This is a genomic window from Thermopolyspora flexuosa, assembly GCF_006716785.1.
GTDB classification, from domain to species: Bacteria; Actinomycetota; Actinomycetes; order Streptosporangiales; family Streptosporangiaceae; genus Thermopolyspora; species Thermopolyspora flexuosa.
The window spans coordinates 3,153,091-3,175,263 of sequence record NZ_VFPQ01000001.1; the positions used below are offsets into that span (position 1 = coordinate 3,153,091).

17 protein-coding genes are annotated in these 22,173 nt (G+C 73.2%); all 17 read right to left on the reverse strand.

Features of this window, described 5'->3' with window-relative positions; genetic code table 11:
- Positions 1-16: 16 nt before the first annotated feature.
- Positions 17-1,834, reverse strand: coding sequence for a S8 family serine peptidase (locus FHX40_RS13330; RefSeq protein ID WP_142259906.1), 1,818 nt, complete (start codon positions 1,832-1,834; stop codon positions 17-19).
- 231 nt (positions 1,835-2,065) lie between these two features.
- On the reverse strand, positions 2,066-3,553 hold the full coding sequence (locus tag FHX40_RS13335; RefSeq protein ID WP_142259907.1) for a glutamate synthase subunit beta: 1,488 nt from the start codon (positions 3,551-3,553) through the stop codon (positions 2,066-2,068).
- 66 nt (positions 3,554-3,619) lie between these two features.
- Positions 3,620-8,137, reverse strand: a complete 4,518-nt coding sequence (gltB, locus tag FHX40_RS13340) for a glutamate synthase large subunit (protein WP_142259908.1) — start codon at positions 8,135-8,137, stop codon at positions 3,620-3,622.
- A 374-nt stretch (positions 8,138-8,511) separates the two neighbouring features.
- Complete coding sequence (locus tag FHX40_RS13345; RefSeq protein WP_142259909.1) at positions 8,512-9,177, reverse strand: hypothetical protein; 666 nt, start codon at positions 9,175-9,177, stop codon at positions 8,512-8,514.
- A gap of 10 nt (positions 9,178-9,187) precedes the next feature.
- The gene (locus tag FHX40_RS13350; protein WP_170198828.1) at positions 9,188-10,150 is read right to left on the reverse strand and encodes a hypothetical protein; all 963 of its coding nucleotides are present in this window, start codon (positions 10,148-10,150) and stop codon (positions 9,188-9,190) included.
- Between the two features lie 323 nt (positions 10,151-10,473).
- Positions 10,474-11,454, reverse strand: coding sequence for a prolipoprotein diacylglyceryl transferase (gene lgt, locus FHX40_RS13355; protein WP_142259911.1), 981 nt, complete (start codon positions 11,452-11,454; stop codon positions 10,474-10,476).
- 84 nt (positions 11,455-11,538) lie between these two features.
- Positions 11,539-12,291 carry a DsbA family protein gene (locus FHX40_RS13360; protein ID WP_142259912.1) on the reverse strand — a complete coding sequence of 251 codons (753 nt, stop codon included), beginning with the start codon at positions 12,289-12,291 and terminating at the stop codon, positions 11,539-11,541.
- On the reverse strand, positions 12,291-12,830 hold the full coding sequence (locus FHX40_RS13365) for a MauE/DoxX family redox-associated membrane protein (RefSeq protein ID WP_142259913.1): 540 nt from the start codon (positions 12,828-12,830) through the stop codon (positions 12,291-12,293). Before FHX40_RS13365 ends, FHX40_RS13360 begins: the two co-directional genes overlap by 1 nt.
- A gap of 332 nt (positions 12,831-13,162) precedes the next feature.
- Positions 13,163-13,957 (reverse strand): tryptophan synthase subunit alpha, encoded by a 795-nt coding sequence (gene trpA, locus FHX40_RS13370; protein ID WP_189136132.1) that lies wholly within the window; start codon positions 13,955-13,957, stop codon positions 13,163-13,165.
- A 70-nt stretch (positions 13,958-14,027) separates the two neighbouring features.
- Positions 14,028-15,236 carry a tryptophan synthase subunit beta gene (gene trpB / locus FHX40_RS13375; protein WP_142261765.1) on the reverse strand — a complete coding sequence of 403 codons (1,209 nt, stop codon included), beginning with the start codon at positions 15,234-15,236 and terminating at the stop codon, positions 14,028-14,030.
- 45 nt (positions 15,237-15,281) lie between these two features.
- A complete protein-coding gene (gene trpC / locus FHX40_RS13380; protein WP_142259915.1) occupies positions 15,282-16,106 on the reverse strand; it encodes an indole-3-glycerol phosphate synthase TrpC in 825 nt (274 codons plus the stop codon).
- A gap of 133 nt (positions 16,107-16,239) precedes the next feature.
- On the reverse strand, positions 16,240-16,572 hold the full coding sequence (locus FHX40_RS13385) for a DUF2752 domain-containing protein (protein ID WP_244941596.1): 333 nt from the start codon (positions 16,570-16,572) through the stop codon (positions 16,240-16,242).
- Positions 16,573-16,754: 182 nt separating this feature from the next.
- Positions 16,755-17,228 carry a DUF4190 domain-containing protein gene (locus FHX40_RS13390; protein ID WP_142259917.1) on the reverse strand — a complete coding sequence of 158 codons (474 nt, stop codon included), beginning with the start codon at positions 17,226-17,228 and terminating at the stop codon, positions 16,755-16,757.
- 120 nt (positions 17,229-17,348) lie between these two features.
- Positions 17,349-17,993: a TIGR02234 family membrane protein gene (locus tag FHX40_RS13395; RefSeq protein WP_142259918.1), complete on the reverse strand. Its 645-nt coding sequence runs from the start codon at positions 17,991-17,993 to the stop codon at positions 17,349-17,351.
- A gap of 25 nt (positions 17,994-18,018) precedes the next feature.
- Positions 18,019-18,396, reverse strand: coding sequence for a phosphoribosyl-AMP cyclohydrolase (gene hisI / locus FHX40_RS13400; protein WP_142259919.1), 378 nt, complete (start codon positions 18,394-18,396; stop codon positions 18,019-18,021).
- 79 nt (positions 18,397-18,475) lie between these two features.
- The gene (locus FHX40_RS13405) at positions 18,476-20,248 is read right to left on the reverse strand and encodes an ABC transporter ATP-binding protein (protein WP_142259920.1); all 1,773 of its coding nucleotides are present in this window, start codon (positions 20,246-20,248) and stop codon (positions 18,476-18,478) included.
- Positions 20,249-20,309: 61 nt separating this feature from the next.
- Positions 20,310-22,133, reverse strand: a complete 1,824-nt coding sequence (locus tag FHX40_RS13410) for an ABC transporter ATP-binding protein (RefSeq protein WP_170198949.1) — start codon at positions 22,131-22,133, stop codon at positions 20,310-20,312.
- Positions 22,134-22,173: the final 40 nt, after the last annotated feature.

Genomic DNA, 22,173 nt, shown 5'->3' on the forward strand with positions numbered 1-22,173 from the left:
ACGTCCCGGCGTCGGCCTAGCGGGCGACGGTCGCGGCCCGTTCCGCGTTCACCAGCCCGCGCCCGTAGAAGCCGTTGTGGTCCGGGCCGCCCTCGCACACCTGCACCGCGCCGTCGGGGAACCGTACGGCCGGCGGCGTCGGGCAGGGCGTCTTCGTCGCGGTGGCGTACAGCAGCCGCTCCACCTCGTCCGGGTCCAGGCCGAACCCCTCCTTGCCCGCACTGCCGAACCGGCTGATCAGGATCGCCGCGACCCCGGTCGCGTGCGGCGCGGCCATCGAGGTGCCCTCGAGGTACTGGTAGTAGGCGCAGGTCCCGCCGCGGCACTCCCGGACCACCGAGTCGTCCTTGGGCCGCCCGTCCGCGGTGAGCTTGCCGTTGGCGCGCAGCGCCCGCTCCGGCGCCGGGGCGAGCACGCCCCGGGCGTGGTCGACGCCGTCGTCGGAGTCCGGGTCGAAGGTGTCGCCGCCGGGGGCCGACAGGTCGGCCTGCTCGATGCCGTAGTCGGCGTACTGGGCCTTGCGGCCGCTCGGCCCGACCGAGGTCACCGAGATCACCCCGTCCGCCTCGGTGGGCATGGTGAGGCAGCTGTTGTCCACCTTCCGCCGCCGCTCGGAGTTCTTCGGGTAGTCGGGGCTGGTGTCGTCCGCGGTGATCTTGCCGAGGTCGGTGGCGCCGTTCCCGGTGGCGGAGATGAGCGTGACCCCGCGCTTGCGCGCGTAGTTGAGCGCGCGCTGCATGCCGACCACGATGCCCGCCTGTTCCAGCTGCTCGGCCCGGGTGCCGCCGACGCCGGGCCGGGTGCAGTTGAACAGCCACGGATCGATGTAGAAGCTCATGTTCACCACGTCGATGCCGTGGTCACCGGCGTAGGTGAGCGCGTCCATGCTGGGTTTGAGGAAGAAGAACCCCGAGTCCTGGCCGGCGCGCAGGTTGACGAGGGTCACGTTCGGGGCCACCCCGGCGATGCCCAGGCCGTTGATCGGGGCGGCGACGATGCCCGCCACGTGCGTGCCGTGGCCGTCGTCGTCGACGTCGACCGGGTCCCGGCAGGTGGACACCTCGCAGGGGCCGTCGACGGTCTCGCCGTTGGGGTCGGTGGGGATGTCGACGACGAAGTTGCGGCTGAGCTCGCGGTCGAAGTTCGGGGCGATGTCGGGGTGGTTGCCGTCGATCCCGGTGTCGATGATGCCGACGCGGACCCGCTTGTCGCCGGGGGCGATGGCGAGCGAGCCGGTGGCGGTGGCGCCGATCATCCGCATGTCCCACTGCCGCCCGGCGAGCGGCTCGGGCTCGACGGCCCCGCCGGTACGGCCGGCCCGGGCGGCCGCCGGCGCCGCGGCGCCGGACACGGCCGTCTCCGGGGCGGCCGCCGGGATGGGCGCGTACCGCGGGCCCCCGCCCGGGAGCGCGCGGGCACGGCGCAGCGCGGCCGCGGTGCCGCCGATGCGGCTGTTGGGGGTGACCCCGACCACGGCGTCGCTCTCCCCGGCCTTCTCCGGGAAGCCGGGCGGGGCGCCGCGGACCACCAGGTAGCCGAGCTTGTTGTTGTCCTCGCCCGGCTCACCGCCGGCCCGCCGTACCGCCTCGACCGCGTCGTCCCGCCTGCCCTCGGCGTAGAACACCAGGTAGTCCTCGGCGTGGGAGGAGGCCGAGCCGTTCGCCCGGCGCGCCTCCGGCGCGGGCGAGGCGGTCGCGGCGCGGTCGGCGACGCTCGGGCTGCCCGAGGCGGCGTCCCCGCCACCGGTCAGGTTCACCAGCAGGGCACCGCCGGCGATCACGCCGGCCGCGGTGGCCACCGCCAGTGCGGCCGTCAGCCCTCTGTTCCCCCGCATCGACCACCCTCCCTGACGGGCCCGCCCGGCGGCCCGGTCCGATCCTCCCCGTACTCCCAGAAATCCACCGATAGCGCATGCAGGTGTGAAACTTCCGGGCCTGACGATTGTGTCCCCGGAACGGGCAAGATCATGCTGGCCTGAACGATCACGCGGCCCCCGCATGGGGACCGCGTGACCGTGGCCGCCCGGCCATAAGACCGGGTTGACCGAGCCGTCGTGGCGGGCCCGTCAGACGGTGAGCGGGCGGGCGGTCGGCAGGATCGGGGCGGGCAGCACCGTCGAGCCGGTGAGGTAGGCGTCGACGTTCGCGGCGGCCGAGCGGCCCTCCGCGATCGCCCAGACGATCAGCGACTGGCCGCGGCCCATGTCCCCGGCGACGAAGACGCCGTCGACCGAGGTCATGAACGACCGGTCGCGCCGCACGTTGCCCCGCGCGTCGAAGAAGTTCTCCGGGTCCCCCGACATCTCCGCGAGGTCGGTGAGCAGGGGCCCCTTCTCCGGGCCGAGGAAGCCCATGGCGAGGGTGACGAGCTGGGCGGGGATCACCCGCTCGGTGCCGGGGATCGGCCGGAACCCGGTCTGCGGGCCCTCGACGTTCACCACGCGCAGCCCGCCGACACGGCCGGTGCCGTCGTCGACGAACTCGAGCGTGTTCACCCCGTAGACCCGCTCGCCGCCCAGGTCGGCGAGCTCCTCGTGGGCGCTCTCCATCTTGAACAGCATCGGGTAGGTCGGCCACGGCTGGGACGCCGGACGGCTCTCCGGCGGGCGCGGCATGATCTCGAGCTGGGTGATGGAGCGCGCGCCCTGGCGGACGGCGGTGCCGATGCAGTCGGCGCCGGTGTCGCCGCCGCCGATCACCACCACGTCCTTGCCCTCGGCGGTGATCGGCGAGACCGGGAAGTCGCCCTCCTGCACCCGGTTGGCGAGCGGCAGGTACTCCATCGCCTGGTGGATGCCGCGCAGCTCGCGCCCGGGCACCTTCAGGTCGCGCCACTGGGTCGCCCCGCCGGCGAGCACCACCGCGTCGAACCGCTCGCGCAGCTCGGCCGCGGTGATGTCCACGCCGACGTTCACCCCGGTGCGGAACTCGGTGCCCTCGGCGCGCATCTGCGCCAGCCGCCGGTCGAGGTGCCGCTTCTCCATCTTGAACTCGGGGATGCCGTAGCGCAGCAGGCCGCCGATGCGGTCGGCGCGCTCGAACACCGTCACCTCGTGCCCGGCGCGGGTGAGCTGCTGGGCGGCGGCGAGCCCGGCCGGGCCCGAGCCGACCACGGCCACCGACTTGCCGGTCCTGCTCGCCGCGGGCCGGGGCGTCACCCAGCCCTCGGCGAAGGCCCGGTCGATGATCTCGACCTCGACCCGCTTGATCGTCACCGGGTCGGAGTTGATGCCGAGCACGCACGCCGACTCGCACGGCGCCGGGCACAGCCGCCCGGTGAACTCCGGGAAGTTGTTCGTGGCGTGCAGCCGCTCGATCGCCTCCCGCCAGTCGTCGCGGTAGGCGAGGTCGTTCCACTCGGGGATGAGGTTCCCGAGCGGGCAGCCGTTGTGACAGAACGGGATGCCGCAGTCCATGCAGCGCGCCGCCTGCCGGGTGAGGGCCGGGCGCGGGAAGTCCTCGTAGACCTCGTGCCAGTCCCGGATCCGCACGTCGACCGGGCGGCGGGCGGGCAGCTCCCGCCGGTAGCTGAGAAACCCCTTCGGGTCGGCCATGAGAATTCTCCAGTCACTGCCTGTGGGCGGGCGGGTACGACGGGGTGCGCGACGGCGTGCCGCGCCTCACCCGTGGGCGGCGGCCATGATCGCCTCGTTGACGTCGCGCCCTTCCGCCTCGGCGGCGGCCCGGGCCTGAAGGACCCGCTTGTAGTCCAGCGGCATGATCTTGCTGAACCGCTTGAGCGCGGCGTCCCAGTCGGCGAGCAGCGCCTTGGCGACGGTGGAACCGGTCTCGGCGAGGTGCCGTTCGACGATCTCGCGGAGGAACTCGGCGTCCTGCTCGTCCGGCTCCTCCAGGTCGACCATCTCCCGGTTCACCCGCTCGGGCCGCAGGTCGAGCACGTAGGCGATGCCGCCCGACATGCCCGCGGCGAAGTTCCGCCCGGTCGGGCCGAGCACCACGACCCGGCCGCCGGTCATGTACTCGCAGCCGTGGTCGCCGACGCCCTCGACCACCGCGGTCGCGCCCGAGTTCCGCACCGCGAACCGCTCGCCGGCCAGGCCGCGCAGGAACGCCTCGCCCGAGGTCGCGCCGTACAGGGCGACGTTGCCCGCGATCACCTGGGTCTCGGCGGCGAACGGCGCGTCCGGGTGCGGCCGCACGATGATCCGGCCGCCCGACAGGCCCTTGCCGACGTAGTCGTTGACGTCACCGGTGAGCCGCAGCGTGACGCCCCGCGGCAGGAACGCGCCGAAGGAGTTGCCGGCCGAGCCGGTGAAGGCGATGTCGATCGTGTTGTCCGGCAGGCCCTCGCCGCCGTACCGCCTGGTCACCTCGTGGCCGAGCATGGTGCCGACCGTGCGGTTGACGTTGCGGATCGGCAGTTCGAGGGTGACCCGGTCGCCGTACTCGAGCGCGCCCTCGGCGAGCTGGATGAGCGTGTTGTCCAGCGCCTTGTCCAGCCCGTGGTCCTGCTCGACGACCTTGCGCAGCGGGGTGCCCTCGGGCAGCTCCGGCATGTGCAGGATCGGCGACAGGTCGAGTCCGGAGGCCTTCCAGTGCTCCACCGCCTCGCGGGTGTCGAGCATCTCGACGTGCCCGATCGCCTCGTCGAGGCTGCGGAAGCCGAGCCTGGCGAGGTACTCGCGCACCTCCTGGGCGATGAACTCGAAGAAGTTCACCACGAACTCGGGCTTGCCGGAGAACCGCTTGCGCAGCTCCGGGTTCTGGGTGGCGACGCCGACCGGGCAGGTGTCGAGGTGGCAGACCCGCATCATCACGCAGCCGGACACCACCAGCGGCGCGGTGGCGAAGCCGTACTCCTCGGCGCCGAGCAGCGCGGCGATGATCACGTCGCGGCCGGTCTTGAGCTGGCCGTCGACCTGCACCGTGATGCGGTCGCGCAGCCCGTTGAGCAGCAGGGTCTGCTGGGTCTCGGCGAGGCCGAGCTCCCACGGCGCGCCCGCGTGCTTGATCGAGGTGAGCGGGGAGGCGCCGGTGCCGCCGTCGTGCCCGGAGATGAGCACCACGTCGGCGTGCGCCTTCGACACGCCCGCCGCGACCGTGCCGACCCCGACCTCGGCCACGAGCTTGACGTGGATCCGGGCCTTGGGGTTGGCGTTCTTCAGGTCGTGGATGAGCTGGGCGAGGTCCTCGATCGAGTAGATGTCGTGGTGCGGCGGCGGCGAGATGAGGCCGACGCCCGGGGTGGAGTGCCGGGTCTTGGCGATCCACGGGTAGACCTTGTGGCCCGGCAGCTGGCCGCCCTCACCCGGCTTGGCGCCCTGCGCCATCTTGATCTGCAGGTCGTCGGCGTTCACCAGGTACTCGGAGGTGACGCCGAACCGGCCGGAGGCCACCTGCTTGATCGCGCTGCGCCGCTCCGGGTCGTACAGCCGCTCGGGGTCCTCGCCGCCCTCGCCGGTGTTCGACTTGCCGCCGAGCCGGTTCATCGCGATGGCGAGGGTCTCGTGCGCCTCGGCGGAGATCGAGCCGTACGACATCGCCCCGGTGGAGAACCGCTTGACGATGCTCTCCACCGGCTCGACCTCCTCGATCGGCACCGGCGGGCGCACGCCCTCCCGCAGCTTGAACAGGCCGCGCAGCGTCATGAGCCGCTCGGCCTGGGAGTCCACCAGGTCGGTGTACTCCTTGAAGATCTCGTACCGGCGGGTGCGGGTGGCGTGCTGGAGCTTGAAGACGGTCTCCGGGTTGAACAGGTGCGGCTCGCCCTCGCGCCGCCACTGGTACTCGCCGCCGACCTCGAGCCGCCGGTGCGGGTTCTCGGCCCGCGGGTAGGCGCGGCGGTGCCGGCGCGCGACCTCCTCGGCGATCTCGGCGAAGCCGATGCCGCCCAGGCGGGAGGTGGTGCCGGTGAAGCAGCGCTCGATCACCTCGGGGCCGAGGCCGAGCGCCTCGAAGATCTGGGCGCCGGTGTAGGAGGCGACGGTGGAGACGCCCATCTTCGACATGATCTTGAGGATGCCCTTGCCGTACGCCTTGATCATGTTGCGCACGGCCTTCTCCGGCTCGACGTCGAGCTTGCCGGCGGCGATCAGGTCGAGGACGGTCTCGATGGCGAGGTACGGGTTGATCGCGCTCGCGCCGTACCCGATGAGCAGCGCCATGTGGTGGCACTCGCGGGCCTCGCCGGTCTCCACCACCAGGCCGACCCGGGTGCGGGTCTTCTCCCGGATGAGGTGGTGGTGCACCGCGCCGGTGAGCAGCAGCGCCGGGATCGGGGCGTGCTGGGCGTCGGCGCCGCGGTCGGAGAGCACGATGATGCGCGCCCCGTCCTCGATCGCCCGCGACACCTCCTGGCAGATCTCCTCCAGGCGGTGGACGAGCGCCTCGCCGCCACCCGCCACCGGGTACAGGCCGCGCACCACGTGCGGCTGGAAGCCGGGCAGCGACCCCTCGTCGTTGATGTGGACGATCTTGGCCAGCTCATCGTTGTCGATCACCGGGTAGGGCAGCACGAGCCGGCGGCACGAGGCGGGCGTGGGCTCGAGCAGGTTGCCCTCGGGACCGATCGTGGTCTGCAGCGAGGTGACCAGCTCCTCCCGGATCGCGTCCAGGGGCGGGTTGGTCACCTGCGCGAACAGCTGGGTGAAGTAGTCGTACAGCAGCCGCGGCCGCTCCGACAGCACGGCGACCGGGGTGTCGGTGCCCATCGACCCGATCGGCTCGGCGCCGGTGCGGGCCATCGGCGCGAGGATGACGCGCAGCTCCTCCTCGGTGTAGCCGAAGGTCTGCTGCCGCTTGACGAGCGTCTCCCCCGCCGCGGGCGCCTCGTGGGTACGGCCGGGCAGCTCCTCGAACCGCACCAGCCCGGCGTGCAGCCACTCGGCGTACGGCTCGGCCGCGGCGAGCTCGGCCTTGATCTCGTCGTCCTCGATGATGCGGCCCTTGGAGGTGTCGACGAGGAACATGCGGCCCGGCTGCAGCCGGCCCTTGCGCACCACCTTGGCCGGGTCGATGTCGAGCACGCCGGCCTCGGAGGCGAGCACCACCAGGCCGTCGTCGGTGACCCAGAACCGGCCCGGCCGCAGGCCGTTGCGGTCGAGCACCGCGCCGACGAGCGTGCCGTCGGTGAAGGTGATCGACGCAGGGCCGTCCCAGGCCTCCATGAGCGTGGAGTGGAACTCGAAGAAGGCCCGGCGCGCCGGGTCCATCTCGGTGTGGTTCTCCCACGCCTCCGGGATCATCATGAGCACCGCGTGCGGCAGCGAGCGGCCGCCCAGGTGGAGCAGCTCCAGCACCTCGTCGAACGAGGCGGTGTCGGAGGCGTCGGGGGTGCAGATCGGGAAGAGCTGGGAGAGGTCGCCGGGGATGAGGTCGGAGGCGAGCATCGCCTCGCGGGCCCGCATCCAGTTGCGGTTGCCCCGGACCGTGTTGATCTCGCCGTTGTGCGCGATGTAGCGGTACGGGTGGGCGAGCGGCCACGACGGGAAGGTGTTGGTGGAGAACCGCGAGTGCACCAGGGCGATCGCGGTCTCGTACCGCTCGTCGGTGAGGTCCGGGAAGAACCGCTCGAGCTGCGGGGTGGTGAGCATCCCCTTGTAGACGATCGTCCGGCACGACAGAGACGGGAAGTACACGTCCGTCTCGTGCTCGGCGCGCTTGCGCAGGCGGAAGACGAGGCGGTCGAGGTCGATCCCCGTCTCGCCGCCCGGGGAGGAGACGAAGAGCTGCCGGAAGGCGGGCATCACCGAGCGGGCGGTCGGGCCGGGGACGTCGGCCCGGACCGGCAGGTCGCGCCAGCCGAGGACGGTGAGGTTCTCCTCGGCGGCGATCCGCTCGATCGCCTGCACCGCGGCCTCGCGTGCCTGCGGCTCCGTCGGGAGGAAGGCGATGCCCGCCGCGTACGCCCCCGCCTCCGGCAGGGTGAAGTCCACGACCTGCCGGAACAAGGTGTCGGGCATCTGGGTGAGAATGCCGGCTCCGTCTCCGGTGTCCGGTTCGCTGCCCTTGGCGCCTCGATGGTCGAGGTTGCACAGCGCGACCAGGGCCTTGCCGACGATGTCGTGACTACGTCGTCCGTGGACGTCGGCAACCATGGCCACCCCGCAGGCGTCGTGCTCGTAGGCGGGGTGGTAGAGACCCTGGGGCTGCGGAAGACCGAGGTGGGCAGCAGGCATGGGTTCCCTCCTGTCGTCTCGTCGCTGGTCTACCGGCAAGAGGGACGACGTTGGCCCTGCTGCAAGTGAGTGTCAGTGGAGGGTACCGCACCATGTCGGAATGGTCCCTCCAGGGGTTGGTACGCGAACTTTCGTGACGCGCACGCAACCGAATGGGAGCATATCTTCCGTTCCGAACGGTCCGGTACGCAACCCTATTCCCCGCTCGACCACACCTCACGCACGAGCGTGGCGATTTGTGGACGGCGGGCATGCGGGACGGCGCGCCGTACCGCGCCAAGGAAACCTTACGTGCCCGAGCCGGTGCTTTGCGCCACCGGCCGGCCCGGCAGCAGAGGTACGGCGGGCGGCGGCCGGCCGCCGCGGCCCGGGCGTCACTCGGCGTCGACGACGCGCTGGTTCAGCGCCTGTCCGAGGCCGTCGAGCGCGAGCTGCGGCCCGGTGAGGTCGGGCCGCTCGTCGCCGACCGGCCCCACCCAGCTCAGCGTCACGAAGTGGCCGAGGGCGCGGGCCTGCGCCCAGCTGCGCGCGGCGTCGAACGAGGCGGGCTGCTCGGGCGCGACCCGCACGAACCCGCGGTCCGCCTTCGGGTCGAGCGCCGCGACCAGGGCGTCGGCGGCCGCGGCGTCCGGCATGTTGAACACCAGGAACTGGCCGGAGACCGCGCCGTCCTCGCTCGCGTACACCGCGCGCAGCACCTGGGTGCACCCGGTGAGCGCCTCGGCCGCCGAGCCCCACACGACCGCCGCGCAGTCCTCCGACAGGCTCGCCGCGCGCCGTACCAGCACCGTGTCGTTCGCCGTGAGCCGCTCGGTGTCCGGGCCGAGGATCTCCTGCTCGGTGAGCGGCCGCGGGTCGGCCTTCCGGTTCGCGATCGGGGCGTAGATCGCCGTCGACCTCTCCATCCGGTAGGTGCCCGCCGTCGCCTGCGTGCCGTCGCGCAGCCACCACCAGGCGCCGGCGCCCCCGGCGACCAGCACCAGCACCGTCGCGACCACCGCGACCCGACCCCGCGTGTCACCCCAGATCCGGCCCAGCATGATCCTGACCTTACTTGGGCGACGCCTCCGGCTTGCCGCCGGCGGCCACCACCCGTGTGAACACCGCCTTCTCCACCGCGCGGACCGTCAGCGACAGGCCGACGAAGTCGTCCCGCGCCGTCGGCTCGCGGCCGTCGGCCCGCCCGAGCCACACCAGGCCGACCAGATGCCCCATCGCGTGCCCGCTCGCCTCGGTGTACCCGCCGGGGGCGAAGGCCGCCGCGGAGGACTCGAGCGGGCGCACCCAGCCGCCCCGGTGCAGCGTGGTGAGCGTCTTGACCAGGTCGTCGGCGGCGTCGACCGTCGCCAGGTTGAACAGCGTGTACTGCGCGACGTACCGTCCGTCGGCGCTGCGGTAGAGCCCGCGCACCGCCTGGTTGCAGCCGCCCGCGGCGAGCTTGGCGGCGAGCTGCTCCCCCCACACGACCGCGGAGCAGTCGCCGTCCTCCTTGCGCGCGACCAGCCGCAGCGTGATGCGGTCGCCCTTGAGGGTCCTGGTGGCGAAGAGCTCCTTGGCGGTGACCGGCTTCGGATCGTTCCTACGGTCGGCGATCGGTTTGAACTGCGGCAGCGAGGTCCAGCCCTGGTAGTCGTCCGGGCGGGCGAGGTCGACGCGCGAGCTCTCCCCGGCGGCCGCCCTGGGCGGCTCGGCCACCTCCGACAGCCGCCCGACCACCACGGTGAGCGCGATCGCGATGGCGAGCACGACGACGCCCCCGGCGACCGCGACGAGCACCGTCTGCTGCCGGTCGCTCAGCCCGCGCTCGCGCAGCGCCGGGAGGCTGAACGAGAACGGCGAGCGCCGCCGTTTGGTACGCCCGGGGCGCGGCGGCTCGGCCGGCCCGCCGGCCGGCGGTCCCATCGGTTCCGGGCCCTGCGGTGGGACCGGCGGCGGGAACGGTCCCGACGCCGGCGCGCCCGGCGCCTCGGCGGCCTGCCGGTCGGTGAACCAGCGCCCGGCCGTGTTCCGCATGCGGCCGGTCGACCGTACGGCGGGCCGGGCCGGGCCGGGCGGGAAGGCCGGGCGTCCGGGCGGGGCCTGCTCCGCCGGGCCCGGGAACGGTCCGCCCGGCCCCGGCGGATGCCCGGCCGGGCGGAACGCCTGCGGCCGGGGGGCGGGACCGGGGCGCGGCTGCGGAGGCTCCGGTCCCTGACCCGGCAGCGGCGGCCCGCCGGGATGGGGCCCCGGGTGGTGCCACGCCGTCTGCCCACCGGCCGCGGGCGGCCGGTCCGCGGGCCCACCCGGGGCCTCCCGCCTGCGGCGGCGTCCGGGGCGCCCGTCGCGCCCGCCTGCGCTCATCGGCGGCCGGCCTCCCGTTCCGGCACGGCGCCGCCGTCCCCGTCACCGCGGCCCTCGGCCGCGGCGGAGCGCACGGTGCCCGGCTCGCCGTCCGGCTCGTCCCGGCCGTCGCCGCCGTCGCTCTCCTCCCGGTCAGCCTCCGGCCCGGCCGGGCCGGTGGCGACGCCGAGCGACTCCTCGGCGGTGCTGCCGCGCCAGAGCCAGAAGTACACGAGCGCGCCCACGAAGATGACGATCGAGGTCCACTGGTTGAGCCGCAGGCCGAGGATCTCGTGGGCGGGGTCGACCCGCATGCCCTCGATCCAGAACCGGCCGGCGGTGTACCCGGCGACGTAGAGCGCGAACAGCCGGCCGTGCCGCAGGTCGAACCGCCTGCCCAGCCAGATCAGCGTGAACCCCACCGCGAAGTCCCACAGCATCTCGTACAGGAACGTCGGGTGGTAGGTGAGCACGCCGGGGACGGTGCCCGGCCGGCCGGGGTCGATCTCCAGGCCCCACGGCAGGTCGGTGGGCCCGCCGAACAGCTCCTGGTTGAAGTAGTTGCCCAGACGCCCGATGCCCTGCGCGATCACGATGCCGGGCGCGGCGGCGTCGGCGACCGCGGTGAGCGAGATGCCGCGCCGGCGGCAGCCGATCCACACGCCGACCCCGCCGAGCGCGATCGCCCCCCACACGCCCAGGCCGCCGTTCCAGATGAACAGCGCCTCGATCGGCTCGTTGGGCGCGTCCGGCCCGAAGTACAGCTGCCAGTCGGTGATGACGTGGTAGAGCCGGCCGCCGACGAGCCCGAAGGGCACGGCCCAGACGGCGAGGTCGGTGATCGTGCCCGGGTCGCCGCCACGGGCGCGCCAGCGGCGCTCCGTCAGGATGACGGCGACCACGACACCGAGCACGATGCAGAGGGCGTAGGCCCGGATGGGGATCGGCCCCAGGTACCAGACCCCCTGAGACGGGCTGGGAATCGAGGCAAGCGGCATGTCGGTGACGTTACCCTACTCCCGCAGCCCGCGCGTCCCGGCGATCCGTTTCCCTGGCGCCCGGCCTGCGTCACCGGGCGTGGATCACTTGGGCTGCGCCTCGAGGATCGCCTTCTCCAGCTCGCCGGGGAGGAACGCCGTGTACTCGAGATCCTTGCCGTCGAGCTTGACCGTCGGCGTGCCCTTGATGTTGGCGCTCTGCATGGTCCGCGACGAGTAGTTGAGCTGTTCCGAGGCGCCCTGCTGGCCGCGCACGCAGCTTTCGAAGTTGGCGTCGGTCACCCCGGCCTCCTTGCCCCAGGCGACCAGGTCGTCGATCTCGAAGCCGACGTCGCCCTCCCTCGGCTGCTCCTTGAAGAGCCGGTCGTGCAGCGCCATCCAGGGCCGGTCACCGGGCACGCAGCGCAGCGCGGTCGAGGCGCGGAGCGAGTTGCCCCGCAGCGGCTCCTGGGGGAAGAGCACGATGGGGTGGTAGACCACCTTCACCTTGCCCTCGGCGGCGAGGCGCTTGATCGTGTCGCCGCTCGTCTCCTCGAAGTTCTTGCAGGCGGGGCACTGGAAGTCCTCGTAGATGTCGAGGACCGGGGCGTTCACGCCGGGCCGCGCCATCACCACGTCGCCCTCGGCCGTGCGGCTGATCGGCGCGAGCTCGCCCGCGTACACCTCGGAGCGGTTGCGCGTCGACTGCCAGATCGCGACCATCGCCACGATCAGCACGACCACGCCCACCACGGACAGCGTGATGGTGACCTGGCGGCGGCGCTGTTCCCGCTTGCGCTCCTGCTCCCGCTGGAGGCGAATCTTCTCTCGGGTGGCCCTCCGGGCGGCGTTGCCCATCAATCGTCCTTTTCTCGGTTCCGTTCCTCGTCCGCTTCGGGATCGTCGTCTGCGTCGGAGTCGTCGCGGTAGGGGCTTTGGTCCCCGTCCGCGGCCGGCGCCAGGCCGAGCGCGGTGTCGAGGGCGAACCGCCCCGGGGGCTTGACCGCGACCCATGCGGCGAGGGCGAGGAAGCCCACGTCACGCAGGATCTCGGGCAGGTAGTTGGCCTTCTGGCCGGGCGGCAGCGCGCCACCGCCGCCGAAGCACCCGCAGTCGATGTTGAGCCCGCGGGCCCAGGCGGAGGCGATGCCGATGACGAACGCGAGCATCAGCACCGCGGTGGCGATCGCCGCCATCCGCGTGAGCAGCCCGATGACCAGCAGCAGCCCGATGACGATCTCCAGAATCGGCAGCACGTAGCCGACGATCTCCGCGACGGCCTCCGGCAGGAGCTCGTACGCCTTGACCGCCTGGATCGACAGCGCCGGGGCGCCCATCTTCGACCAACCGGCCACGATGAGGACCCCGGCCAAAACCAGCCGGGCGACCGTCGTCACCCAGGGTAGCGCGACCCGTGCCAAGGGCAACGGTGCCGTGGCTGAGCTCTGTGTTGTCACGGTTCTGCTCGTCTCCTCGTCCTTCCCCCGCCGGCGTGTGCCGGCGACCTCCGCCGGCACACGCGGAGCCCCGGCCCACTACAGCACACCCGCCGTAAACGCGGTGTAAGCGCACGCCTCTGCCGGCGTTCGTGCAGGGGCGTCTTCAGCCTACGACCGGCGCGGGCCGGTACGGGCGCGACGCGCCCGACATACCCAAAGACGGCGGGCGGGCCGGGCGACAGGAGATACGCGCGAGGCGCGGGGTAAGGACGGGCCGGACGGCCCCGGGATCAGGCGCGCACGCCCGCGGCGAGCTCCTCGGCGAGCGCGCGGACCGCGGCGAGCCCGGACGCCTCGTCCGGGGCGTCGAGCAGGCGGCGGATGAAGGCCGAGCCGACGATCACGCCGTCCGCGTACGCGGCCACCTCGGCGGCCTGGGCGCCGTTGCTCACGCCCAGGCCCACGCACACCGGCAGGGTGGTGTGCTCCCGGGTGCGCTTGACCAGGCCCTCGGCCGCGGCGCTCACCGTCTCCCGGGCGCCGGTGACGCCCATGAGCGACGCGGCGTACACGAACCCGGTGCAGCACCGCACCACCTTCTCGATGCGCGCGTCGGTGGAGCTGGGCGCGACGAGGAAGACGGTGTCGATGCCCGCGGCGGCGCTCGCCTCCAGCCACGGCCCGGCCTCCTCCGGGGTGAGGTCCGGGGTGATCGTGCCGGCCCCGCCCGCGGCGGCGAGGTCGCGGGCGAAGCGCTCGGCGCCGTAACGGTCCACCGGGTTCCAGTACGTCATGACGAGCGTGGCGGCGCCGGTGGCGGCGACGGCCTCCACGGTGCGCAGCACGTCGGCGATGCGGGTCCCGTTGACCAGGGCGCGGTGCACCGCGTCCTGGATGGTCGGGCCGTCCATGAGCGGGTCGGAGTACGGCAGGCCGATCTCGATCACGTCGCACCCGCCCTCGACCATCGTGGTGGCCGCGGCGATGGCGCCCCGCGCGGAGGGGAAGCCTGCGGGCAGGTAGCCGACCAGGGCGGCGCGCTTCTCGGCCCGCGCCTTCTCGAACACCGTCTGGAGAGTCGTCATCGTCACGTCCGTCTATGTCCGTCGTCCCGCCCGGTCGGTCCCGCGGACCCTGGCCGGTGCTGCTCGATCGTCAGAGGTTGAAGTACTTCATCGCGGTGGCCATGTCCTTGTCACCGCGTCCGGAGAGGTTCACCAGGATCGTCGCGCCGGGCCCGAGCTCGCGGCCGAGCTCGAGCGCCCCGGCGAGCGCGTGGCTCGACTCCAGCGCCGGGATGATGCCCTCGGTGCGGGCGAGCAGCGCGAACGCCTCCATCGCCGCCTCGTCGGTGACCCCGTGGTACACGGCCCGGCCGGAGTCCTTGAGCCAGGCGTGCTCGGGGCCGACCCCGGGGTAGTCGAGGCCCGCCGAGATGCTGTGCGACTCGATCGTCTGGCCCTCGTCGTCCTGGAGCACGTAGGTGCGCGCCCCGTGGAGCACGCCGACCGAGCCCGCGGTGAGGGTGAGCGCGTGCTCGCCGGACTCCAGGCCGTGCCCGGCCGCCTCGTAGCCGTGCAGCTGCACGTCCTTGTCGTCGAGGAAGGCGTGGAAGATGCCGATGGCGTTCGAGCCGCCGCCGACGCAGGCCGCGACCGCGTCGGGCAGGCGGCCGGTGAGCTCGATGACCTGGCGGCGCGCCTCCACGCCGATGATCCGGGCGAAGTCGCGCACGATCTCCGGGAAGGGGTGGGGCCCGGCGACCGTGCCGAAGATGTAGTGGGTGTGGTCGACGTTGGTGACCCAGTCGCGGAAGGCCTCGTTGATCGCGTCCTTGAGCGTCCTGCTGCCGGTGTGCACCGGCACGACCTTCGCGCCGAGCAGCTTCATCCGGGCGACGTTGAGCGCCTGGCGCTCGCAGTCGACCGCGCCCATGTAGATGACGCACTCCAGGCCGAGCAGCGCGGCCGCGGTCGCGGTGGCGACGCCGTGCTGGCCCGCGCCGGTCTCGGCGATCACCCGGGTCTTGCCGAGCCGCTTGGTGAGCAGCGCCTGCCCGAGCACGTTGTTGATCTTGTGGGCGCCGGTGTGGGTGAGGTCCTCCCGCTTGAGGAGGATGCGGGCGCCGCCGGCGTGCTCGGCGAACCGCGGCACCTCGGTGACCGGGGTCGGCCGGCCCGCGTAGGTGCGCAGCAGGTGGTCGAACTCGCGGACGAACTCCGGATCGTTCCGCGCCTCGTTGAAGACCTTCTCCACCTCGTCGAGCGCCGGGATGAGCGCCTCCGGCACGAACCTCCCGCCGAAGATGCCGAACCGTCCGTGCTCGTCCGGTCCCGGCCCGGCCAGGTCGGCCGCGCTCAACATGGTCGCCTCACTCACGCTTCCTCCTCAGCTGCGCCGCCGGGCGGCTCAGTGACGCCGTTCCTGCCCGGTGTCCTGGCGTGACGCCGGATGGGCGCCGGCGGTCACCAGATCGTGCACCGCGGCGCGCGGATCCCTCCCGGTGACCAGGCTCTCCCCCACCAGGACGGCGTCCGCGCCCGCCCGGGCGTAAGCGAGCAGGTCGTGCGGCCCGCGCACACCCGACTCGGCGATCTTGATGATACCGTCCGGGATTTTCGGCGCGAGCTTGGCGAACACCTCGCGGTCGACCTTTAGGGTCTTCAGATCCCGGGCGTTCACTCCGATGACCTTCGCGCCCGCGTCGAGCGCGCGGTCGAGCTCCTCCTCGGTGTGCACCTCCACCAGCGGGACGAGGCCGATCGACTCGGCCCGCTCGATCAGCGACACCAGGGCCTGCTGGTCCAGGGCCGCCACGATGAGCAGGGCGAGGTCCGCGCCGTACGCCCGCGCCTCCCACAGCTGGTAGGAGGTGACGATGAAGTCCTTCCGCAGCAGCGGCACGTCCACCCGCGCCCGCACGGCGGCCAGATCCTCGAGGCTGCCCGCGAACTTGCGCCGCTCGGTCAGCACGCTGATCACGTGCGCGCCGCCCGCCTCGTAGTCGCTCGCCAGAGCGGCCGGATCGGCGATCGCCGCCAGCGGCCCCTTGGAAGGACTGGACCGCTTGACCTCCGCGATCACCGAGACCCGGTCACCGCCGAGCACCGCGTACACGTCCCGCGGTGCGGGGGCCCGCTCGGCACGCCGCTTGAGTTCCTCGATCCCCACGGACCGCTGCCGCTCGGCGAGGTCGGCCCGCACCCCGTCCAGGATCTCGTCCAGCACACTCACACGGTCTCCTCGCCCGTCCAGTACTCGTTCTGCCGATGCTATAAGCCCGCGTCACCGCGACCCGACACCGGGGTTGTATCCCCCGTTGTTCCCCCGTGTCGCCCCTCGCCGCCACGGGATCCTCCCGCCGCCCCTATGGCGCGAGGAATTGCCCGAAAGGCAGATTTCTCACCACCCCATAGGAAATAAGGAGCGCGAGAAAGGCCCACACAATTGCGGGATGCGGTGCTTTTTCGGCGAAGGGCCTGCCCTGCCATGAGCGTACCGCCCACCGTACCCACAGCGCGGCCGCCATGGGGAGCAACACGACGAACAGCGCGTTCAGCCCCAGGGCGGCGCCGATGTCGCCGCGGGTGAGCGCGTGCAGCGCGCGCAGCGTCCCGCAGCCGGGACAGTACAGGCCGGTGAGCGCGAGCAGCGGGCAGGGCGGATAGTGGCCGGGCTCGTTGGGATCGACCACGGCCACGAGGGCGGTCCCCGCCGCCGCGACGGCCGCGACCGCCGCGGACGGCAGCGCCGAACACAGGCGGCGGCCGATCCCGGGCCCGGTCCCCTGACGGGACCCGCCACCGGGATCGCCCGTCGCCGTCATCCCCGGCCCCCGTCGCGCCGGCATCGCTCAGACCGGCGTCCGGATGTGACGACGCATCACAACGACGAGGTCGTCGTCGCGGTCCACCACGCCCCCCAGCCGAGGGTGAGGAAGGCGATCCAGTAGAGCAGCCACAGGCCGGTGAGGATCCAGCCGAGGATCACCCCGGTCAGCGCCATGCCGTGGCCCTGCTCACCGGTGCGCTTGACCTGCCCGAGCGCGACGTGCCCGAAGATCACCGCGAGCACCGAGGTGGCGCCGCAGGTGACGAAGCCGAGGATGCCGAGGATCATCGCGGTGACCGCCAGCCCGTTGGTGCCCGGCGCCTGGTAGGGGGCGTAGCCGGGCTGCTGGTAGCCGTAGGCCTGGTTGTAGTCGGTGTAGCCCGGCTGGGGCTGGGCGTACCCCGGGTTGGGCTGGCCGTACCCGGGATCGGGCTGCCCATAGCCCGGCTGCTGGCCGTAGCCGTACCCGCCGTGCGGGCCTCCGTACCCCCCGCCCTGGTTGTCTGGCGGATACCCGTAACTCATCGACGGCTCCTGGTGGACGAAACTGCGCAAGGTCGCGCCCGTAGCCTATCGGCAAGAACGGAAATTCTTGTCGTCCGGCGGAATTTTGTCGGCAAGTTGTGATGGGCTTACCGTGCGTGCTTACCGTGCGTGCCCGCCGCCGGAATCCGCGGTCGGATCCGCGCCGCTGTCGATCGCGTCCCACAGCTCGCGTTCCCGGTCGCGGCCCCGCTCGCGGGCCCGGTCCGCGCCGCCCGTCCGCGCGGCGGTGCCGTCCGGCCGCTCGTACCTCTGGGACATGCCCGGCCAGCGGGCCGCCCGCGCCACCGCGACGATGCCCCCGGCCACGAGGACGATCCCGCCCGCCACCGTCGCCGCGGGCCACGCCGCGGCCGTCTCCCAGGTGGCCGTCGCGGCCGCGGACAGCGCGCTGTGCCGCGCGGCCGCCTCCAGCACGGCGTCCTGCCGCAGCCCGGCGGCCACGCCGATCGCGGGGGCGGCGCCGCACAGCGCGACCACGGCGCCGATCAGCCGCCGCCACACGCCGCGGGCGGCGAGCACCGCCACCACCGCGGCGAGCGCGGCGAGCGCCGCCGGGCCCGCGTACGCCACGAGCTCGCCGCCGGTGAGCGCGACCTCGCCGAGCGCGGCGCCGCCGGAGTCGCCGTAGCGCACCACGGCCCACTCGCGTCCGGCGGCGAGCAGCACCAGGCCCGCCCCGAGGGCGCAGGCCACGGCCCAGGCCGCGAGCTCCCGCCGGGGCGCGGCGTTCGTCGCAGGGGTCATGAGGGGGTCCTGTTCACACGGTGGGTCAGGTCCGCCGGGCGGGCTCCGCCGCGCCGGCGGGGTCCGTGGTCAGCAGCACGTCCCGATCGAAGCAGGTGCGGGCGCCGGTGTGGCACGCGACCCCCACCTGGTCCACCTGGACGAGCAGCGTGTCGCCGTCGCAGTCGAGGGCGACGTGCTTGACCCACTGTACGTTCCCGGAGGTCTCCCCCTTCACCCAGTACTCGCGGCGGCTGCGCGACCAGTAGGTGGCCCGGCCGGTGGTGAGGGTGCGGTGCAGCGCCTCGTCGTCCATCCAGGCGAGCATCAGCACCTCTTTGGTGTCGTACTGCTGGACGATGGCGGGCACCAGCCCGTCGGGCGAGCGCTTGAGCCGTTCGGCGATCCGCGGGTCAAGGGACATGCGGCAATTCTGCCCCAGTCGCCCGGCGGCCCGCGCCACCGCCACCCCGGCGTACCGCCCCGCCGTACCGGGCCGGCTATCAGGAGCGGGTGCCGGAGGCCCAGGAGGCGTACAGGTCGGCGTAGACGCCGGGCTGCCTGATCAGCTCGGCGTGCGGGCCGCGCTGCACGATGCGGCCGCGGTCGAAGACGAGGATCTCGTCGGCGGCCTCCGCGGTGGACAGCCGGTGCGCGATCGACACCGCGGTACGGCCCCGCGTCACGCCCTCCAGCGCGCGGGCGAGACGGACCTCGGTGGCCGGGTCCACGGCCGAGGTGGCCTCGTCGAGCAGCAGCAGGTCGGGGTCGGCGAGGTAGGCGCGGGCGAGGGCGACGAGCTGCCGCTCCCCCGCCGACAGCGACTCGCCGCGCTGGCCCACCGGGGTGTCGAGCCCGGCGGGCAGCCCCGCCACCCAGTCCGCCAGGCCGAGCTCGGTGATCGCCAGCTCGATGTCCGCGTCGGTCGCGTCCGGCCTGCCGTACCGGATGTTCTCGGCGAGGGTGCCGTCGAAGAGGAAGCCGTCCTGCGGCACCATGACGACGCGCTCGCGCAGCGAGGAGAACCGGATCTCGCGCAGGTCGACGCCGTCGAGCAGCACCCGGCCCTCGACCGGGTCCATCAGCCGGGTGAGCAGCTTGGCGAACGTGGTCTTGCCCGACCCGGTCTCGCCGACCACGGCGACCTTGGTGCACGGGGGGATCTCCACGGTGATGTCGTGCAGCACCGGCGGTCCGCCCGGGTAGGCGAAGGTGACGTTCTCGAACCGCACGCTGATCGGGCCGCGCGGCAGCGTCCTGCCGTCCGGGCCGGGGTCGGCCACGTCCGGCGGGGTGTCGAGTACGGCGAGCACCCGCCGCCACCCGGAGATCGCGTTCTGCGCCTCGTTGAGCACCTCGGTCGCGGTCTGCAGCGGCGAGATGAACAGCGTGATGAGGAAAAGGAAGGCGACGAGCTCGCCGCGCGAGATCGAGCCGTCGACGCCGAGCCGTACCCCGGCGAGCACCACGGCGGCGACCGCCACCGCGGCCACCACCTCGGTGAGCGGGAAGGTGAGCGCGATGATCGTCTGGGCCCGGGCCTGGGCCGAGCGCTGGGCGTCCACCGCCTCGTCGATGCGGCGGGCGGTGCGGTCCTCGACCGCGTAGGCGCGGATCACCGCGCTGCCGACCACCGACTCGCTGATCGCCGCGAGCATGTCGCCGGTGCGCTCGCGCACCCGCAGGTAGGCGCGGGCGATCATGCGCTGGAAGCGCGGCAGCGCGAAGGTGAGCGGCAGGAACACCGCCCACACCAGCAGGGTGAGCTGCCAGGAGTAGGCCGCCATCAGCACGGTGGCGACCAGCAGCTGGCCGACCGAGACGACGATGACCAGGCCGCCCCACTGCATGAACTGGCTGATCTGGTCGACGTCGCTGGTCACCCGGGAGACGAGCGCGCCGCGGCGCTCGGAGTTCTGGGTGAGCACCGACAGGTCGTGCACGTGCCGGAAGCCCTTGCGGCGCAGCGTCGCCAGGCCCGACTCGGAGCTGCGGTAGAGCCGGACGTTCATCAGGTACGCGCACAGCGTGGTGAGCACCACGGCGAGCACGCAGGCGAGCACGGCGGCGCGCACGAAGCCGACGTCGGGCTCCGGCCCGGAGAGGCCGTTGTCGATCACCTGCTGCACCGCGATCGGGATGATCACCCGGCCGGCGGTGGCGAGCACGGCGAGCGCGAGCGTGCCCGCGAGCCCGCGGCGGAACTCCGGCGACAGCCGCAGGCCGCGTCGGAACGTCTCGAACGCGGACCGCTCGGCCACGTGCAGGCCGCTCATGCCGTCCTCCTCACCGTCACCTCACCTGTCAGGGGCGCGCCGTACGGCCCGGCCGTTCCGCTCATCGGCCCACGACCTCCTCCGGCTCGCCGAGCTCCGCGGCGTCATCCGGCGCGCCCTCCTGGGCGCGCAGCGCGGCGCGCTCGGCCTCCTCCCGCTCGTAGGCGGTGACGAGGTCGCGGTACCCGGGGCAGCGGTCGAGCAGCTCCTCGTGGGTGCCCCGGTCCACCACGCGGCCGTGCTCGAGGTAGACGACCTCGTCGGCGAGCGCGATCGTGGCCATCCGGTAGGCGATCACCACCACGGTCGCCTCCCCGCCCGCCTCGCGCAGGCCCTCGAGGATGCGCCGCTCCACCTGGGCGTCGACGCTGGAGGTGGCGTCGTCGAGGACGAGCAGCCGCGGCGCGCGGGCGATGGCGCGGGCGAGCGCGAGCCGCTGGCGCTGGCCGCCGGACAGGCCCGAGCCGCGCTCGCCGACCCGGGTGTCGAGGCCCTGGGGCAGCGCGCTGACGAACCCGTCGGCCTGGGCGAGCCGCAGCGCCGCCCAGACCCGCTCGTCGGTGATCCCGGGCAGCCCGAGGGTGACGTTGCCGCGCACGGTGTCGTCGAACAGGAACGTCTGCTGCGGCACGAGCGCCGCCACCGCGCTCACCCCGCCGCGTTCCACGTCGCGCAGGTCGACCCCGTCGATGCGCACCTCGCCGCGCTGCGGGTCGATCAGCCGGACCAGCAGCTGCGCGAGTGTGGACTTGCCGGACCCGGTCGGCCCGACGATCGCCACGGTACGGCCCGGCGGCGCCTCGAAGGTGACCCCGTCGAGCACCGGGGTGTCCGGGTCGTAGCCGTAGGTGAGGTCGCGCACCTCCAGGCGGGCCGGGCCGGTGCCGGTCAGGCGGGCCGTGCCGTACGTCATCGAGCCGGTGGCGTCGAGCACGTGCCGGATGCGGCTCCACCCGACGACGCTGCGCGGCAGCTCGCCGAGCACCCAGCCGAGCGCCCGGATCGGCCAGGCGAGCAGGGTGAACAGGTAGGCGACCTGGACCAGCTCGCCCGCGGTGATCCCGCCCGCCTCGAGCCGGAGCGTGCCGACGAGCAGTACGGCGAGCACGCCGAGCGTGGGCAGCGCGTCCAGCAGCGGGTCGAACAGGCCGCGCACCCGGCCGACCGCGATGTTCGCGTCGCGCAGCTCGTCGGCCTTGGCGGCGAACCGGGCGGCCTCGGCGTCCTCCCGGCCGAGGGTCTTCACCACGAGCGCGCCGTCGAAGCTCTCGTGGGCGATCTCGCTCACCTCGGCGCGCAGCTGCTGGGCGCGGGTGGCGAGCGGGGAGAGCCGGCGCTGGTAGACGACGTTGAGCAGGAAGATCGCCGGGAAGACGAGGAAGCCGACGAGGGCGAGCAGCGGGTCGGTGAGCACGATCGCCACCGCGGCGGTGACGAGCATGACGATCACGCCGAGCGCCATCGGCAGCGGGGCGAGCGGCGCCCAGGTCGCCTCGACGTCGGAGGAGGCGTTCGACAGCAGCTGGCCGGTCGGGTGCCGGTGGTGCCAGGCGAGCGGCAGCCGCAGGTACTGGCGGGTGACCTCGCGCCGCGAGCGGGCCTGCATGCGGTACTGCACGAACCCGGCGAACGCGCGCCGCCCGCCGATGCCCACCGCCTTGAGCAGGGCGGTGCCGACGATGAGCAGCACGCCGACGGCCACGGTGGCGGTGGCCACGTCGCCCTCGGCGAAGGCGGGGAAGACCACGTTTTCGGTCGCCCAGCCGAGGGCCCACGACGAGGCCACGGTCATCGTGCCGTACAGCGCGCTGGCGAGCACCGCGACGGTGAACATCAGCGGTTCGGAGCGGATCGCCACCCAGATGACCTGGACGCCCTTGCGCATGACGGCCGGATTGACCTTCGTCGCCACCCCGATGATTCCT